17 protein-coding genes are annotated in these 16,420 nt (G+C 48.0%); 16 read left to right on the top strand and 1 reads right to left on the bottom strand.

All coding sequences use genetic code 11. The annotated features are described in order from the left end of the window. The first annotated feature begins 8 nt into the window (after positions 1-8). Positions 9-815 (top strand): alpha/beta hydrolase, encoded by an 807-nt coding sequence (locus ACKGJP_RS20040; RefSeq protein WP_409340585.1) that lies wholly within the window; start codon positions 9-11, stop codon positions 813-815. Positions 816-833: 18 nt separating this feature from the next. Further along, positions 834-1,394: an AAA family ATPase gene (locus ACKGJP_RS20035; protein ID WP_409340584.1), complete on the top strand. Its 561-nt coding sequence runs from the start codon at positions 834-836 to the stop codon at positions 1,392-1,394. 39 nt (positions 1,395-1,433) lie between these two features. On the opposite strand, the gene ACKGJP_RS20030 is transcribed toward ACKGJP_RS20035, so the two are convergent. Further along, entirely contained in the window at positions 1,434-2,060 is a 627-nt protein-coding gene (locus ACKGJP_RS20030) for an FMN-dependent NADH-azoreductase (protein ID WP_409340583.1), read from the bottom strand. Positions 2,061-2,220: 160 nt separating this feature from the next. Here ACKGJP_RS20030 and ACKGJP_RS20025 point away from each other — a divergent pair, with 160 nt between their 5' ends. From ACKGJP_RS20025 to ACKGJP_RS19960, 14 genes are all read left to right on the top strand, one after another. After that, on the top strand, positions 2,221-3,555 hold the full coding sequence (locus tag ACKGJP_RS20025) for a hypothetical protein (RefSeq protein WP_409340582.1): 1,335 nt from the start codon (positions 2,221-2,223) through the stop codon (positions 3,553-3,555). Positions 3,556-3,770: 215 nt separating this feature from the next. After that, entirely contained in the window at positions 3,771-4,583 is an 813-nt protein-coding gene (locus ACKGJP_RS20020; RefSeq protein WP_409340581.1) for an alpha/beta fold hydrolase, read from the top strand. Between the two features lie 459 nt (positions 4,584-5,042). Further along, positions 5,043-5,477, top strand: a complete 435-nt coding sequence (locus ACKGJP_RS20015; RefSeq protein ID WP_409340580.1) for a YciI family protein — start codon at positions 5,043-5,045, stop codon at positions 5,475-5,477. Positions 5,478-5,518: 41 nt separating this feature from the next. Then, entirely contained in the window at positions 5,519-6,739 is a 1,221-nt protein-coding gene (locus ACKGJP_RS20010) for an RNA polymerase sigma factor (RefSeq protein ID WP_409347203.1), read from the top strand. A 111-nt stretch (positions 6,740-6,850) separates the two neighbouring features. Further along, positions 6,851-7,306 (top strand): YciI family protein, encoded by a 456-nt coding sequence (locus ACKGJP_RS20005; protein WP_409340579.1) that lies wholly within the window; start codon positions 6,851-6,853, stop codon positions 7,304-7,306. Between the two features lies 1 nt (position 7,307). Continuing rightward, a complete protein-coding gene (locus tag ACKGJP_RS20000) occupies positions 7,308-7,646 on the top strand; it encodes a DUF1801 domain-containing protein (protein ID WP_409340578.1) in 339 nt (112 codons plus the stop codon). A 58-nt stretch (positions 7,647-7,704) separates the two neighbouring features. Then, entirely contained in the window at positions 7,705-7,863 is a 159-nt protein-coding gene (locus ACKGJP_RS19995; protein WP_409340577.1) for a tryptophan RNA-binding attenuation protein, read from the top strand. Between the two features lie 240 nt (positions 7,864-8,103). Beyond that, on the top strand, positions 8,104-8,982 hold the full coding sequence (locus ACKGJP_RS19990; protein WP_409340576.1) for a hypothetical protein: 879 nt from the start codon (positions 8,104-8,106) through the stop codon (positions 8,980-8,982). 168 nt (positions 8,983-9,150) lie between these two features. Next, entirely contained in the window at positions 9,151-9,618 is a 468-nt protein-coding gene (locus ACKGJP_RS19985; RefSeq protein WP_409340575.1) for a GyrI-like domain-containing protein, read from the top strand. Between the two features lie 422 nt (positions 9,619-10,040). Then, complete coding sequence (locus tag ACKGJP_RS19980) at positions 10,041-11,468, top strand: HEAT repeat domain-containing protein (protein ID WP_409340574.1); 1,428 nt, start codon at positions 10,041-10,043, stop codon at positions 11,466-11,468. A gap of 195 nt (positions 11,469-11,663) precedes the next feature. Then, a complete protein-coding gene (locus ACKGJP_RS19975; RefSeq protein ID WP_409340573.1) occupies positions 11,664-12,356 on the top strand; it encodes a GntR family transcriptional regulator in 693 nt (230 codons plus the stop codon). Positions 12,357-12,714: 358 nt separating this feature from the next. Beyond that, positions 12,715-13,677 (top strand): ABC transporter permease, encoded by a 963-nt coding sequence (locus ACKGJP_RS19970; protein WP_409340572.1) that lies wholly within the window; start codon positions 12,715-12,717, stop codon positions 13,675-13,677. Positions 13,678-13,711: 34 nt separating this feature from the next. Further along, positions 13,712-14,611 carry a carbohydrate ABC transporter permease gene (locus ACKGJP_RS19965; protein ID WP_409340571.1) on the top strand — a complete coding sequence of 300 codons (900 nt, stop codon included), beginning with the start codon at positions 13,712-13,714 and terminating at the stop codon, positions 14,609-14,611. A gap of 50 nt (positions 14,612-14,661) precedes the next feature. After that, positions 14,662-16,380, top strand: a complete 1,719-nt coding sequence (locus ACKGJP_RS19960) for a hypothetical protein (protein ID WP_409340570.1) — start codon at positions 14,662-14,664, stop codon at positions 16,378-16,380. The last annotated feature ends 40 nt before the right edge of the window (positions 16,381-16,420 follow it).

Genomic DNA, 16,420 nt, shown 5'->3' with positions numbered 1-16,420 from the left:
ATCCATACATGACCCGCAACGGGGATAAACTTTACTATCGATACTATCCGAGCGCTGCTAAAACTTCGACGGCGATTATTCTTATTCATGGAATATCCGAAGACAGCAAATACCTATTCTCCTACTCGGAAAAGGTTTCATCAGCTGGGCTCGCCCACGTTTTCACTCCTGACCTTCGAGGCTATGGACCAAAAGCCGCCAAACTCGGCGACATTGACTATATCGGCCAGCTGGAGGATGATCTTGCGGATCTGATCCGGCATATTAAAACCGAGTTCATTCACGTTAGACAAGTCGTAATGGCCGGTCACTCGGCAGGTGGCGGAACGGCCATACGCTTTGCCGGGAGCCGATATGCCGACTGCGTCGACTCGTACTTGCTGCTAGCACCGCACTTAGGTCCGGGGAACCCGACTGAGCGCCCGGCGGATGGGCATCGCAAGCTGCGTATGGGGGCGGTGATCCTCCTCAGCATGCTGGATTCGATAGGAATCAGAGGCTTGCACAGGCTCCCCGCCATGGAGTTCTACAAGCGTCCCGAGGAGTTGCATGAAGGGATGGCTTCCAAGCTCAGCTTTCGACTGCTGATGTCCCGCTCGCCGATGAAGTACAAGCGTGATCTGTCAAAGCTGACAAAGCCGACTCTTGTACTTGTCGGAGCGGAGGACGAGGTCTTTTATGCAGATCGCTATGAAGGATTGCTTGGGACGTATACCAAAGCACAAGTTCACATCGTCCCTGGAGCGAACCATGACGGACTGCTGGCAAACCCGATTGCTTATGCACATACTGCGAATTGGCTAAAACCGGAATGACGAATGGAGTGTGCGCGGATGAAAAGGTTAGTGATCATTACAGTCGGTAAAACCCATAGCGGGAAAACAACATTTGCAAAAGGTTTAGAACAACAGTTATCTAATTCAATTGTAATCGATCAAGATAACCATGCTGAATTCATCAATACCTATTACAAAACCTTGTTACCTAAACAAGGACCGAATACGATCAAGTACGCCATTACGCAAACCATCGTAGATTATGCGGTTCATCAGACCCCGTATCATCTCATACTTTGCAACTCAAATCGCGCTCGTCAGAGTCGTTTGGATCTGCTTGACCACTTTCATGACAAAGGCTTTATCCGTATTTTAGTCAATTTTGATATCCCGGATTATATTCTTCAAGCTCGAATTGCTAAAAGTCAGCGCAGCAAAACGGTATTTAGGAGTGCTTCTACTTTTGAGGAAGTCCTTATTCGCCAACAGGCGGAGTCTCATAAAGGCGACGTAACGGCACCGGCAGAAGGCGAAGCTGACCATTTTTTTACAATTACTACCGATGATGACGTTCAGTCCGTTACTCAAAACATTGTCCGTATTGCTCAAACTTTATGAGTACCCTCCATCCGTCGAAGGTGCTTTTGCAATCATTTTTTAAAACGTTTTCGCCGTTTCGGCAGCCCGTTGAATGGCATCTTCGATTATTGTTTTTCTAAGATTCGGAGACTTGTTATGTCCTTCGGCAATGACCTTCGTTATATCTCGAATACCGAATAGATGCATATTCCTTACTACAAAATTGACCGCCATTTCTGATAAAGCTGCCTCTCCTTCGGAATAGTAACCTCCGCGAGCATTTAATAACGCCACCTTTTTACCTGATGCCAATCCTACTGGGCCTTCAGGTGTATAGGTAAAGGTAGTTCCAGCACGATTCAAATAATCGATATACGTATGCAAGACTGCAGGAACGCCAAGATTCCAAAGCGGAAAACCGAAGACGATCTTGTCTGAGTCCATAAATTGATCCAGGTAGCGGGTTGCCGTATCGGTTGCCTGCTTTTCTTCCGGAGTGAGAGGCATGCCTTGACTGAATTTGAATGCACCGTTAATCATAGCGGCATCCAAGTAAGGCAAGTGCGCTTGAAATAAATCAAGCTCTGTCACCTGATCTTCAGGATGGGAACCCGTATAACTTTTCAAAAAAGCTTCATACAATTTAACGCTCACTGCTTGTTCAGCCGGACGATTATTTGCCTTTACGAATAAAACCTTTCTCAATCTTGTCTCCCACCTTTTTGGAATATTGCTTTCGATTCCAGTTTAATCCCTGCCATTAGTGTTAGGGTCAATAGAGGAAATTCAAGGGCTAGGGAGAAACTTTTGGAAGGCGTAGAGCGTTAAAGGAGGAGTGAATGCATTCGTGGAGAGGAGATTGCCGATGTTTAAAAGGTTCCGTCATGCCGCATTGCTGGCCATAGGCGGCTTGTGTGCCCTGATGCCTTTATCCGCTGCAAGCCTTGCCGGCGCAGAGCCCCTTCCGTCGTACGTAACCATTGTGGAGGATTTGCCGCTGTATAATGCGCCGAACAAACAATCAGCTGAAGAGGGTGCTATCGGTCCGCAAACGATGGAGGTACTTGAAACGAAGGAAGCCGGCGGGCGCAAGTGGTTTTCCGTAAATACATGGCTCGGTCCGAAATGGATTGCGCCGAGCTTCGATTATCAAGGCTCTCTCAAGAGGACGGAGCCGTTCGACGTGCAGCTGTACGAGGATACGATTCTGTACGATTACCCGTCCGAGCCTTCGAAGACGCGTTACCGCATATCGCCGCAAAAGGTTCAAGCGGACGCCGTCGCCTACGTATACAATCCGGGCGAGCAGATGAATTGGCAGTACCGTGCGGTCCGCATCGATACATGGCTCGGAAAGAAGTGGATTATTCCGGACCGATACTTGCCGAATGTGCAAAAGACCGACGAAACGGTTACCCTGAACACCTATACGCTGTTGTTCGACGGGGTAACGGACGCGATTGATTCCGGCCCCGGCGGGATGTTCAATCATACGCTTTCCTATTTGACGATCGGCGGGATGATCGCGCCTCAGGCCATTCAAGCTTTTGAGAAGGTGACCTTCCCTCATTTCAATACCACCTGGTATCATGTGCAAATGCTGTCGGGCGACACCGCTTGGGTAAACCCGCAGCTGCATATGCCCGCCGAGATCGTACCGGAGAACAAATCGTTCGAGCTGACGAGGATGACGTCGATCCATACGTATCCGTTCGACTTCGCGCCGTCAATAGGGGCTGTCGCTCCGCAGCAGGTCGACAGCTTCGAGCGGGCGGGCGACTGGATCCATGTGCGTACGTGGGCGGGTGACGGCTGGATTCGCATCAAGGACGAGAGGGAGCTTGACATGACGGACAGCGGTCATCGCGTTCAGGTCGGCGTCTCGCCGAACCCTTTTCCTGTCTACGAATCAGGCGGACCGATGCATGTAGGGCTTGAAGGAACGCTTGCCGCAACCGACACGCCGTTCAGCAAGAGCGACATCGAGCTGCGCTTGGAAATATACAACGACAAGGGCGAGGTACAGGAAATTGCCAAGACGTTATTTCATGTCGGTGCCGGAGAATCGCGCCATTTCTTTATTTTGATCAGTGCCGATTTCAACATCGGCGGAGCGAAGGTTCGGCTGAAAACCGTTTCGTTCAAACCGGCCGAAGACCGGTCACAAGATTTGTACACTTTGATCTCGCGCTTGGAGTAAGGAAATCCGCACTCCAAAATTACCGAGGCTGCCGAGGAAACGTACGGCAGCTTCTTTTTCGATTAAAATCAATGATCCGGCACCTTCTCTCTTCGGATACTTCTACATGTGAGGGGATTGCTGCGAAAAGAAATATTTGCATCATGTCGATTCATTCGATTTCTATTCGTCGCTTCTATAGAGACCAAATCCATTACAACAAAAGGAGAAATACCATGTACGCCATTCCATCAAAAGACGGCACCAAGATCGCCTACGATAAAAAGGGTCAAGGACCGGCACTCATCCTTGTAGCAGGGGCATTCAGTTATCGTAATTTTCCCGGCCAGGTGCAGTTGGCGAATGAATTGTCGCAGCACTTCACAGTGTACAACTACGATCGCCGCGGTCGCGGCGATAGCGAAGATACGCAGCCTTATGCCATAGAGCGCGAGTTTGAAGATCTTCAGGCGATGATCGATGAAGCCGGCGGCTCGGCGTACGTATGGGGTTTGTCATCCGGAGCGGTACTTGCCCTTCAGGCGGCAGCTAGGGGGGCAAACATCACGAAATTGGCTCTGCATGAACCTCCGTTCGTGGTTGAAGCTTTGGACCGCAAGCCGCCGAAGAATTTCGTCACGCACGTTACCGAACTCATTGTCTCAAATCGAAGGGCAGAGGCCGTCAAGTACTTTATGACGCAGGGGATGGGGGCACCTTCATTCATTGTCGGCTTGATGCGTTTAATGCCTGGCGTATGGTCTAATCTCATGGCTGTTGCTCACACACTCCCATACGATGCGGCATTGTTGGCCGGATTTATGGACGGAAAGCCGCTCCCTGCCGATACATGGAGCACAGTCACGATGCCAACATTGGTGCTCGAAGGCACGGAGAGCCCGGTTGCGCTTCGTCATGGTGTACAGGCACTTGCTAACGTACTCCCTAACGCGCAATTGATAAGCAAAAAAGGACTTGGCCATACCAAAAAACTCGACACCAAAATCATCTCATCGGAGCTTACGGCATTCTTTGCGGGCGGAAAATAAGAGAGGATGGATTACCAATCACGTTTAGGTTCACCACGCGAAGAACGCAACTTATACTTGACTTGTCTTGGGTCTGGACATCAAACTTAAAATAGCCGGTTGAAGAGTGATGCTATATATGTTGAACTAAAGACAAGGGACAAAATGAAATGGAGAAAGGGAATTGCCTTGCAGCGAGTTTTGGCTTTGCGTTTCAACTATCCGAAGGCCCATGCAATGAAAGAAACGCAAAACAAGATGTTTGAAGCGGCAAGGCAATCCCTTTCGGAATACAATGAACTCCCCATTCATTGGTTCAACTTATAAAGAGTCAACTTAACAGGCAATTGCCCCTTTTTTTTACTAAAATGAATACAGGCTGTCGATCCATACAAGATTAAATCGTCGTGATGATAGAAGCGTAAACTTGTTCGGTTATGGACCGGTATACAGCTTCATAAAAAATAGGAGGTACACACTATGAGATTTATGATGATAGTGAAAGCTACGACAGATTCTGAGGCGGGGGTTATGCCGAGCCAAGAGCTTATTGAGGCCATGCAGAAGTATAACGAGGAATTGGTAAAAGCCGGTGTTTTGCTTGCTGCCGACGGACTGCAGCCAAGCTCAAGCGGAATTCGAATTTCGTATCCGGAACCAGGTGGAAAACCGAAAGTTGTCGACGGACCCTTTACGGAGGCCAAAGAAATGATCGCGGGATATACGCTGATTGAAGTGAAATCCAGGGAAGAAGCCGTGGAGTGGGCTCTTCGTATGCCGGATCCTCATGGATTCGGGCAGGGCGAAATTGAGCTTAGACAGGTGTTCGAAATGGAAGAGTTAATGGATAATCCGGATTCGCTCGCGAAAGAGGCAGCGATTCGCCAGCAGGCCCGGGAGCAGAATAAAGCGTGAATGTAATTCGAACACAGCGAACCGTAGATGCGATATGGCGGATGGAGTCGGCCAAGATTATCGCAGGTTTAACTCGAATGGTGCGGGACGTGGGTCTCGCGGAGGATCTTGCCCAGGACGCGATGGTCATTGCTCTTGATCGTTGGCCGGATACCGGCATTCCGGATAATCCGGGTGCCTGGCTGATGACCACGGCAAAACGGCGCGCGATCGATCTTATGCGAAGGACCAAATTGCGAGATCAGAAGTACGTAGAGATCGCCCACAGCACGGATCTATACACAGTAGACGCTATGGATCAAAATTTGGACGGGGAGATTGGCGACGATCTCCTTCGTCTGATCTTTATGACCTGCCATCCCGTGTTGTCGCAGGATGCCAGAGTTGCATTGACGCTTCGTTTGTTATGCGGACTTACTACGGATGAAATCGCGCGTTCATTCCTCGTCGCCGAATCGACGATTGCTCAGCGAATTGTCCGGGCCAAGAAAACCCTTCATACAGAGCGGGTTCCTTTTGAGATGCCTGCAGCGGAGGAACTCAAAGATCGACTGACTGCGGTACTCGAGGTGATATACCTTATGTTTAACGAAGGATATTCGGCAACCTCCGGAGAACACTGGATCCGTCCGCTCTTGTGTCAGGAAGCGCTTAGGCTGGGACGTATAATCGCCGAGATTTGCCCCCGTGAACCTGAGGTCCACGGACTGGTCGCCTTAATGGAAATTCAATCTTCGCGGTTGAAAACTCGGGTTAACTCGAAGGGGGAACCCGTTCTTCTCATGGATCAAAACCGGGCGCAGTGGGATCAACTGCTGATTCGCCGCGGCTTGGCGGCATTGGAGCGCAGCCGCAAGCAAGGTCGCTCGCTCGGCCCATACTCGCTGCAAGCGGCGATTTCCGCTTGCCATGCGCAGGCGCCGACTGTAACCGAAACGGATTGGACCCGAATTGCCGCCCTTTACGAAGCGCTTTCGAGAGTATCGCCTTCGCCGATCGTCGAACTAAACCGGGCGGTCGCCATATCCATGGCCTTTGGACCGTCCTTCGGATTGCAGATTGTCGACGAGCTGAATGCTGAGCCTTCCTTGAAGGGATACCACCTGCTGCCCAGCGTTCGCGGCGATCTTCTGGTGAAGCTGGGACGGACCGATGAAGCTCGAATGGAATTTGAACGTGCCGCTTCCATGACGAGGAATGAACGTGAACGGACTCTTTTGTTAAACCGTGCGGCTGATTGCGAATCTAGAACATCCGAGTAATTATTTAACCCGCTTGTCGATTAATGGGTTTCTCCTTCGTCGTAAGGGTAAGGGAAGTGTTAAGGCAGCTTATCCGGCTCTCTAAATCTTCCACCTACAAGGAGGGAAAACATGCGATTTATGTTGATTGTTAAGGCGACGGGGTATTCGGAAACCGGAGTAAATCACAGCCGGGAACACAACGAAGAAAGGATTGCGTACAAGAAGTCATTGGCCAAGGCCGGCGCACTTCTTGCAGCGGAGGCGCTTCAGCCCAGTTCAACCGGGATAAGAATATCGTATCCAGCGCATGGCGGAGAACCTGAGTTGCGGCCCGGACCTTTTCCGGCAGATCAAGAGCTCATAGCGGAATATACTTTGATCGAAGTGGAGACGGAGGTCGAGGCTCTGAATTGGGCGCTCCGGATGCCGGTTTCGGCGGGCCGCGGCGAGTGCGAAATTGAATTGCGAAGGCTCGAAGATTATTCGGGTTCTTTACGAGATCCTAGATTACAGGCAATGGAGGCCGATTTGCAGGACCAACTCAACATGTTACAAACGATAACCAACAGAGGGGGAAGAATCTAATATGAGTCAAGAAGTAGCCGAGTTTATCGATGCGTTAAAAGAACCATGGCAGAGAGAATTGTCCGTTAAACTTCGTGAAGTTGTTCAGCGGACCATACCGGATGTGCTTGAGCGCATTCAATACAAGAAACCCCATTTTTTGAAAAACGGAAAATACGCTGCCGTCCTATCAACGTCGAAAGACGCGGTAAGCTTTACGATCTTTCATACTAGCGAGCTCTCGCTTCCGGATGGATTCGACGGTCCTCCGGAAAGAAAGACCCTGAAACTGCGGCAAGGGCAATCGTTCGATGCCGAACAACTGTCTTCGCTGGTGAGCCAGGCGGTTGCGAAGCTATAAACGCCCCTGCCTATTTACAAAGAAATGGTAAGATAAAATAAAGGAGTTGATTCACAGTATGATAGCAATGGATGATTTGGAGATAACCTGCCCTGAATGCAAGGGGAGCGGGGAGGCGGAAGGAATACCCTGCAAAAAGTGCGATAGTAAAGGAGTCATCCTTACGTCTCTTGGACAAACCCTTCTACACTTTATTAATAAGCATATCAAGCATTAATAATTGAAATTGATGCGCCGGAATTTATCGATGCATTGCAAGATAAATTTTGAATAAAGCAAAACCGTCGAGAATCCGTTTAGGAGCAGCTTGCCAAATAGATGGAGGCTCGTCAACCGCCGCGTAAATCGCGGTTTTTTTTATTTATATGCGCCCGAAAGAAATGCCGGTGTATGATGATCTCGCCAACTAGTAGACTGAGGAAATAAAAGATAGACTGTACGTATAAGGACAATTACAATGAAGTTAATTGGACAAATATACCATTTAAATGGATTTATTTATTGTGATTCTTTTGAAAATGTTGCATGGAGAGGGGCTAACAATTTGGAACGTATACAAATCCCACCAAAAAAGGTTAAGGCCAAAAGAACAGGTGCCCTTGTAGGTACAATTACGGAAGTATCGGAATATCTTCGATTGCTTTATGCAAGGATTGGAGAAAGTAGGGACAACAGGTCTTGGACATCTAAGGATTTTATCGAGAACAGTCTAAATGGGGCTTGCTCTGTATGTAACGGGACCGGGGCTGTGATCGATATCGATCCCCGTCGCATGATCGCACCCGAGCTGTCGCTTAAACATGGAGCCGTGCTTTTATGGGCGGGCACGGATTGCGGTCCTGTATCGATGATCAAGGAATTGGCCAAGATGATCGGAATTGATTTTGAAAGACCGCTTGCCGAGCAAGATAAACGGTTTATTGATATTTTGCTTTTCGGATACGATAAGGAACCGGTTTCATACGTTCACAAAAATAAGCAATTGAAAAGTTTTTACCGCGGATGTGTTTCCGATTTGCGGTATATGCGTGATGCGGGTACAAGCAGCAAAGGAAACCTAAGGGCGATCGATTTTTTCTCCGGACAAGTCATATGCCCGAACTGTAACGGCAGCAAACTGAACCCTGAGCGTTTAGCTATAACGATTCAAGGTCAGTCGATCGTAGAGGTATCGAGATTGCCGATAACAGAATTATTACGGTTTATTCAAACGTTACCTGCTTCGCTCGACGAGCACGAAATGAAGATTTCTAGTCAAGTGATAGATGAGATTGAATGGCGGCTGATCTACTTAAATAAACTTGGTCTTAAAGCGCTGTCTCCTGTCGACCGGTAAAATCCGGTTTCCATCCCAAACCGTTTCAGCTCACGATCGGCAGCCTTCGTTGCAACATAGGCCAATGGTGTTGAGCGGATATAACGAAAACAAATCTTTACAAGCGAACGTATATTCGCTAATCTGTATATGGGCATGTTTCCCATATAACGGGGAGGGATATAAAAAATGACAAGTTATCAAGTCGATATTTTGGAAAGAGAAGCGATCAAGTTGGTTGGTTTTTCAATAACTGAAAGTCTCAACCATGTTTTGGAATCGAAGATTGTAGGAACCTTACGCGAGGACTTGGAGAAACAGAGGGATGAAATACCAAACAGGAAAGGGACAGGGATGTATTTAATCCAAATCTATCCTCAGGAGGGCCAATGGACTCCCCATGTGCCGTATCAACATGTGATCGCCTTCGAAGTGACCTCGTACGGTGAAATTCCTAATGGCATGATCACGCATACCGTATCTTCCGGACGTTATGTTAAAATTGTCCACAAAGGGGAGGAATCACATATTGGTACTACTTATGATTTTATTAACAACACGTATGGCGTTCGTCCCATTGATATTGAATATTGGAATGATATTCATACATTAGAAAGCGAAGACGGGCAAATTGATATTTATATACCTGCCAGCTGAGAGCATATGGAGAAAAGGCTGCCGAGACGATCGGCAGCCTTTTAATTTCGTTTAATAAGCGGCTTTTTTCAAGCTATAAGATTCTTGCTATCGGTCGATGTCAGAGTCGGATATTACTTGCTGAGCGAAATGCGGATAATTTTTCCCGAAAAAACATATTGGTCCGTCTTCGATATTATATTTAATACTACAAAAATATATATAATCCAAAATGATGGAAACCATCATCTCATCCTGCATCCGAAGAAAGGAGTGCTGATCGCAAAGAAATGAATCAAGACCGGTATTGACAGCGGTTCCATGCAGCCGCAAATTAGCTGATGCCATGATAATCGTATCGTCTGAAATGGCGTGCAACATGTGGATCGTCGGAGTAAAAAGAACGAGGAACCGAATCATGATTTTGGGGAGGCATCCATCACATGACAGCGGAAAAGATCTTACTGACGGATGAACAAATGGCAGCATTCATTACGAACGGATATCTGAATTTAAATACCGATTTTCCTGCTGAATTCCATCGGACCGTTATGCAAAAATTGAACGAAGTATACAAAGATGAAGGAAATCCCGGAAATAATCTGCTGCCGCGGATTCCGGAAATCGGACGCTTCTTCGAACACCCTGTCGTATCCGGGGCTTTGACCAGCATTCTGGGACCGGAATACATCATGAGCGCGCATCGGCACGGCCATCTGACCAAGTCGGGCGGCGGGCAGGTCGGATGGCATAAAGACAATTATTGGCTAAATGAAAAAATACGGAATCATCATCCGTGGTCCGTCATTATCTTCTATTACACACAAGATGTTACCGAAGATATGGGACCTTCGGCTCTCATGCCGGGAACCCATAATTATTATTCCAAACCCGGAGAGGATAGAGCCATTACGAAGAAAGTGACTGGCAAAGCCGGGAGCATGGCACTGATTGCTTACGATCTCTGGCATACGGCAACCCAAAATCAATCGGACATCGATCGGTATATGTTGAAATTTCAGTTCTTTCGGATGGAGGCCCCCCAATCCCCGACTTGGAACAACAAGAGCAGCCATTTTCTTTCCGTCGACCCGCTACAACAAGTGAACGAGCATCGTTTGATGTGGGAGCATGAATGGAACTGGTTGTCAGGAAGTTCGAAAGAAGGAAAGACGGAGAAAGATGTGCTGTCGCAAACTGCGGAGCAAGAGAGTGAGCGTATCCGCCAGTTGGCTGAAGCGCTGAAGGGAGAAAACGAGATCGTATCTTTGAACGCCGCTTATGAATTGGCTGCGATCGGAGCCGGTGCGATTCCTGCCCTGATGGAAGCGGTGCACTCCCCGGTGCATTCGGTTGCTTGCAATGCTTCTCACGGCTTGATTGTGATTGGAGAAGAGGCTGTACCCTCATTAGTTGAAGCGTTGAAAGCCGAAACCGCGCATGATCAGACCCGCGGCTATATGGCTTTCGCGTTAGGCGAACTCGGCGAAGCCGCCGGAGAAGCGGTGCCGGCTCTAATCGAGCAGTTGCAAGACCAAACGGCTTTCGTACGGCAGCATACGGTAGAAGCTTTGGGCTTAATCCGGCATCCGGCTTCCCTGGTTGTTCCGGCTTTGTGCCAAGCTCTATTGCATGATCCGGACAACTTTACCCGATTTACCGCTGCACTGGCTCTGGCAAGAGTCGGGAAGGAAGCGGCAGATGCGGTCCCGGCGCTTGAGAAAGCGCTGGCCGATCCTTATCGTTATGTGCCCGCAACAGCTTCCGAAGCGCTGGCTAGAATCAGAACGGACGAAGCCTTGGACGTCTTGCTGCCCTATTTGAGAAAGGCGCGTTGGTGCCCGGTAACGACAAGCAGAAGCACTTATTAATCCTAAACATGCGGTGCCGTTCTGTTCTTTTATAACCATCAGGCGATATTCCCTGATGGTTGTTTTTGTTAAAATTTGTCGCGCGAAAAGCCTGCATGCAGGGATTCAATTGAAGGTTCTAAAATGGTATATAAAACATGTATATTAAATCAAATGTTATAATTAACCATTATATCCATAAAGGAGCATGCGAGAATGGAGCTAAGGCGTAATTCAGCGGATAATCAAAGCTTACGTGCGGATATTGTATCGCTCATTAAGAACAAAATTATCAACGGCGAATTAAATCCCGGCGATCGCATCGTAGAAAGCCAGCTGGTCAGGGAGCTCGGAATCAGCCAAACACCGATTCGCGAAGCGATCCATCAATTGGTCGGCGAGCAGGTGGTAGACGTGGTGCCCAACAGGGGGGCGTTGGTCCGAACGTTGAGTGCGAAGGACGTTTTTGAAATTTATTCGTATCGTGCCGTGTTGGAGGGAATGGCCATTCGGCTGGCTGTACAAAATGTATCGATCAAAGACATCAAACACTTGGAACAGTTTTATGGAGAAATGAAAGCCAAAATAACCGATGATTCCGTCGAGTTGTTATCCCAGGATTCCAGCTACATTCATCACTATATTTATAAGCTTTCCAAGCACTCGATTCTATTGTCGATGTACGAATTCATTTCATTTAGGATCCAACTGGTTAATCGGATTCTGCAAAGAAAATACAGCAAAGACCAGGAAGTAGCCGAACATTTGGAATTAATCGAGGTGCTGAAGAACGGCGATCCCGACGAGGCCGAGAAGGTAATGAGAGAACATATATACCGTTCTTACAGGAATTTTGTTGATATAGGCATGTTTGATCATAATGAATTGGCGCAAAATCATTGGCTCTGAGGCATGCGGAGTATGCAGCTAAAGCTATCGGATGCAGCAGCCGGTCCCTACTGTGAAAGTCACAGGGAGCCGGCTTTTTATCATTGCACGTAACATTCGATCGAACATGATGCAAATATTATTACGGAGCATTGACATATCACCTATAGAATCTAAGTAAACTAAATAATAAACAATGAAATTAAATATGATCATACATCCTGTAAGGATCCGTTTTCTAAAACTCGTTAAAAATCGGGGGAGGAGGCATTTGAATCCGCTTGACGAAGCAGATGTGTGTAAGCGCTTACTAATCGGAGGTACACAAGAATTTTAGCAAAAGCAGCGGCTCATTTCATACCTCGAAAGGGAGGTTTGCATGGAGAGGAACTTGGAGACGAATGCGCGGATTCACAGAGACGTATCGGTTTTTAAACGAATGAAGAAGGAACTAACTTCCCGTTATCAACTGTACTTGCTCATATTATTACCGCTTGCCTATATCGTGGTGTTCCATTACATTCCCATTTACGGATTGCAAATCGCCTTTAAGGATTTCATCGCCACGAAAGGAATTGTCGGCAGTCCATGGGTCGGCTTCAAACATTTCGAACACTTCTTTACTTCACCTTCGTTCGGGACTGTTATACGGAATACGCTGTATTTGACGATCTATGGGCTAGCGATCGGTTTTCCGATTCCGATCATTTTGGCGCTCGCCTTCAACATTACCCTGCGCTCCACCTTCAAAAAGACCGTACAAATGATCACTTACGCTCCCCATTTCATATCGGTAGTCGTACTCGTCGGCATGCTTTATCAATTTCTGTCTCCCAAATTCGGAACCGTAAACCAATTAATTAGCTCTTTAGGCGGCAATCCGATCTTGTTCATGGGATCCGAACAATGGTTTCGTCATCTCTACGTGTGGTCCGAGGTGTGGCAGAATATGGGGTGGAACACGATTCTGTATATATCTGTTCTTTCGAACGTGGATTGGGAACAGCATGAAGCGGCGATAATGGATGGCGCCAGCAGGTTCAAGCGTGTACTCTACGTCGATCTTCCCGTACTTATCCCGGTCGCAGTCATCTTGTTAATTCTTAATACGGGTTACATCATGAGCGTTGGTTTTGAAAAAGTATATCTTATGCAGAACCCAACCAACCTTGCAACCTCCGAAGTCATATCTACCTATCTGTATAAGCTCAGTTTTCTGAGCAGTTTCCCTAACTATTCTTACTCGACAGCTATCGGCTTTTTCAACTCGATCATCAATTTCTTGATCTTGTGCTTCGTCAACGGACTCGCGAAACGGTTCGGAAATACCAGCCTATGGTAATCATTTGCCTGATTTTCGTGCTAAGGAGGAGCCTATGAGCGTCTATAACCGGCGAATATCCAGACAGGATCGATTGTTCTATCTGGCTAACGATTTGTTTTTGTTACTGATTCTGCTCGTTATTATTTATCCGCTTGTTTATGTAGTGAGCGCATCGTTCAGTTCGCCGAATGCCGTTGTGAGCGGCAAAGTTTGGTTATTCCCAGTCGACGTATCCCTTGCCGGTTACAAGGCGGTTTTTTCGAACGACAGCATTATGACAGGCTACGCGAACACGTTGTTCTATACCGTTGCCGGTACGATTGTCAGTGTCTTTCTGACGATTGCGGCGGCCTATCCGCTGGCAAGGCGCGATTTTAAACCGAGAAACCTGATCATGATGATCTTTGCTTTCACTATGTTCTTCGGCGGCGGGATTATACCGACATATATACTCGTGAAAAATTTGGGGATTCTCGATACACGCTGGGCGCTCATCCTGCCGCAAGCGATGTCGATATTTAATGTCATTATTGCAAGGACCTACTTTCAGAGCACCCCGTCGGAGCTGCTAGAGGCGGCCCAGATCGACGGATGCAGCGATATGCGCTATCTGATATCCGTACTTCTGCCTTTGTCCAAACCGATCATAGCCGTTCTGGCGCTGTTTTACTCGGTATCGATCTGGAACTCTTATTTCGATGCGCTAATGTATATCAACCGGGAATCCTTATGGCCTTTGACGCTGGTTTTACGGGATATCCTTGTGGCTAACAGCATTAATATGTCGATGATGCAAAACGTCGATATTGACACGCTTTCCGCCAAGATCGGACTTAGCGAACTGTTGAAATATTCTTTGATCATCGTATCCTCCGTACCGCTGCTTGTGATCTATCCGTTCATCCAGCGGTACTTCGTTAAAGGCGTCATGATCGGCGCAATAAAAGGATGAGCCGGCTAAAGCCGTTCATCATATACGCTTTATTCCAGGGAGGGTTTGCAATGCGGAAAAGGAGAAGTACCCGCTTGGCGGTCATCGTCTCCGTAGTGTTCTGTCTGCTGCTCGCAGCTTGCACAAGCGGGAACGACAGCGGGAAAGGGGATCCTGCCGGCAAGTCGACCGAGCCGAAAGCAGCGTCGGCGAATCCGACGGCTAAGTCTTCCAACATGACAGCGCCCGGGGAGTTTCCGATTGTAACGAAGACGCAAGAAATCAGTATGTATACGCCAAAGATCTCCTGGATCACAGAGTGGGATAACAATGTGGCTACGAAATGGCTGGAAAAGAAAACGAACATTCAAGTGAAATTCGTTCTCGGACCGGAAGGCGCGGAAGAGGCTAAGCAAAAGCTTAATCTTATGCTGGCCAGCGGATCGAAGCTGCCGGATGTGTTTATGAAGTCCGGTCTGTCAACCGACCAAATCGCCACTTACGGCCAGCAGGGACTGTTTCTGCCTTTAAATGATTACATCCAAAAGGACGGCGTCAATTACAAAAAGCTGATCGCCAAATACCCTAGTCTGCTCAAGCAAATTACTGCTCCGGACGGCAAAATCTACGCGCTCCCCTATGTGGCCGAATGCATGCACTGTATGTATTCCCAGCGATTTTGGATCAATAAGAAATGGCTGGATGCAGCCGGCCAGAAGATGCCTACAACACCTGACGAACTTTACAAAGTGTTTACTGCGTTTAAGCAAGCCAAGGATTTGAACGGTAACGGAAAGCAAGACGAAATCCCTTTAATTGCGACGATTGACGGCTGGAACGGAGAACTGACGGGATTTTTGATGAATCCGTTTGTGCCTAGCACCGGTAAAGGCTACGGATGGCTGTATATGGACAACAATCAAATCAAAGCTTCCTATATGCAGGACGGATGGCGCGACGGTTTGAAGTATCTGAAGAAATTATATGATGAAGGCCTAATAGATAAAGAAGCGTTTTCCTTGAAGGCGAGTCAAGCGAAGGTATTGATCGGCGGACCGGATGGCAACCGGGTAGGCGCTTTTGCCGACGGGGCGCTCAGCTCCGTCATCGATATCGGCGCCAAGGGGGCGCGGGATGACTTTGTCGTGGTGCCGCCGCTGAAGGGAGCAAACGGCAAATCAATCACCCCATGGTACGAACCATTCGGATCCCCTTCGTTCGTCATTACCAAATATGCCGCTGATCCGGAAGTGGCCTTCCGGCTTGGCGACGCATTGGCAAGCGACTATTCCCATGATCTGGACTGGAGAAACTTCTTCTACGGTCCGGAGGGAGATACGTGGGTCAAACCGGAACAGGGAGTGAAAGGACTAAACGGACAGCAGGCTTTATGGAAACAAACCTACCAGTGGGGCACACCGACGGATAAATTCTGGGCGACGACCGGCATTCTTTATGCCTCCGCGGACGACAAAGGTACGCTAGCGGTGACGAACGACGGATCGTTCAACCAGGAGCAGATCCTGTGGGATGCCGCAGTTAATCACTACAAGCCAGTCGGAGCAAGCATCATTCCGCCGCCGATCTTCTATAAAACGGATGAAGCGGAAGCCATTGCGGAACCTAAAACACAACTTGTCAATTTCGTCGAAAAAAGCATCATGGAGTTTGTTACGGGTAAAAAAGATATCGACAAAGATTGGGACAGCTACAAGAAAAACATCGAAAATTTAGGATTTAACAAGTATGTCAGCACCATGCAAAAGGCGTATGACCGGCAATACAAATAAAGACGCCGTTTTAAGCAAACATTGATCCGCGCGCTGCGCG

This window comes from Paenibacillus litoralis (assembly GCF_046244365.1).
In the GTDB taxonomy this organism is placed as follows: domain Bacteria; phylum Bacillota; class Bacilli; order Paenibacillales; family NBRC-103111; genus Paenibacillus_V.
The sequence above is the reverse complement of the archived record's forward strand: the minus strand, read 5'-3'. Positions and strand labels throughout refer to the sequence as shown.

Excerpts from the sequence above, each read along its gene's own strand:
- ACKGJP_RS20040 (WP_409340585.1), top strand. The coding sequence starts at position 9 with ATGACCCGCAACGGGGATAAACTTTACTATCGATACTATCCGAGCGCT.
- ACKGJP_RS20035 (WP_409340584.1), top strand. The coding sequence starts at position 834 with ATGAAAAGGTTAGTGATCATTACAGTCGGTAAAACCCATAGCGGGAAA.
- ACKGJP_RS20025 (WP_409340582.1), top strand. The coding sequence starts at position 2,221 with ATGTTTAAAAGGTTCCGTCATGCCGCATTGCTGGCCATAGGCGGCTTG.
- ACKGJP_RS20020 (WP_409340581.1), top strand. The coding sequence starts at position 3,771 with ATGTACGCCATTCCATCAAAAGACGGCACCAAGATCGCCTACGATAAA.
- ACKGJP_RS20015 (WP_409340580.1), top strand. The coding sequence starts at position 5,043 with ATGAGATTTATGATGATAGTGAAAGCTACGACAGATTCTGAGGCGGGG.
- ACKGJP_RS20010 (WP_409347203.1), top strand. The coding sequence starts at position 5,519 with ATGGAGTCGGCCAAGATTATCGCAGGTTTAACTCGAATGGTGCGGGAC.
- ACKGJP_RS20005 (WP_409340579.1), top strand. The coding sequence starts at position 6,851 with ATGCGATTTATGTTGATTGTTAAGGCGACGGGGTATTCGGAAACCGGA.
- ACKGJP_RS20000 (WP_409340578.1), top strand. The coding sequence starts at position 7,308 with ATGAGTCAAGAAGTAGCCGAGTTTATCGATGCGTTAAAAGAACCATGG.
- ACKGJP_RS19995 (WP_409340577.1), top strand. The coding sequence starts at position 7,705 with ATGATAGCAATGGATGATTTGGAGATAACCTGCCCTGAATGCAAGGGG.
- ACKGJP_RS19990 (WP_409340576.1), top strand. The coding sequence starts at position 8,104 with ATGAAGTTAATTGGACAAATATACCATTTAAATGGATTTATTTATTGT.
- ACKGJP_RS19985 (WP_409340575.1), top strand. The coding sequence starts at position 9,151 with ATGACAAGTTATCAAGTCGATATTTTGGAAAGAGAAGCGATCAAGTTG.
- ACKGJP_RS19980 (WP_409340574.1), top strand. The coding sequence starts at position 10,041 with ATGACAGCGGAAAAGATCTTACTGACGGATGAACAAATGGCAGCATTC.
- ACKGJP_RS19975 (WP_409340573.1), top strand. The coding sequence starts at position 11,664 with ATGGAGCTAAGGCGTAATTCAGCGGATAATCAAAGCTTACGTGCGGAT.
- ACKGJP_RS19970 (WP_409340572.1), top strand. The coding sequence starts at position 12,715 with ATGGAGAGGAACTTGGAGACGAATGCGCGGATTCACAGAGACGTATCG.
- ACKGJP_RS19965 (WP_409340571.1), top strand. The coding sequence starts at position 13,712 with ATGAGCGTCTATAACCGGCGAATATCCAGACAGGATCGATTGTTCTAT.
- ACKGJP_RS19960 (WP_409340570.1), top strand. The coding sequence starts at position 14,662 with ATGCGGAAAAGGAGAAGTACCCGCTTGGCGGTCATCGTCTCCGTAGTG.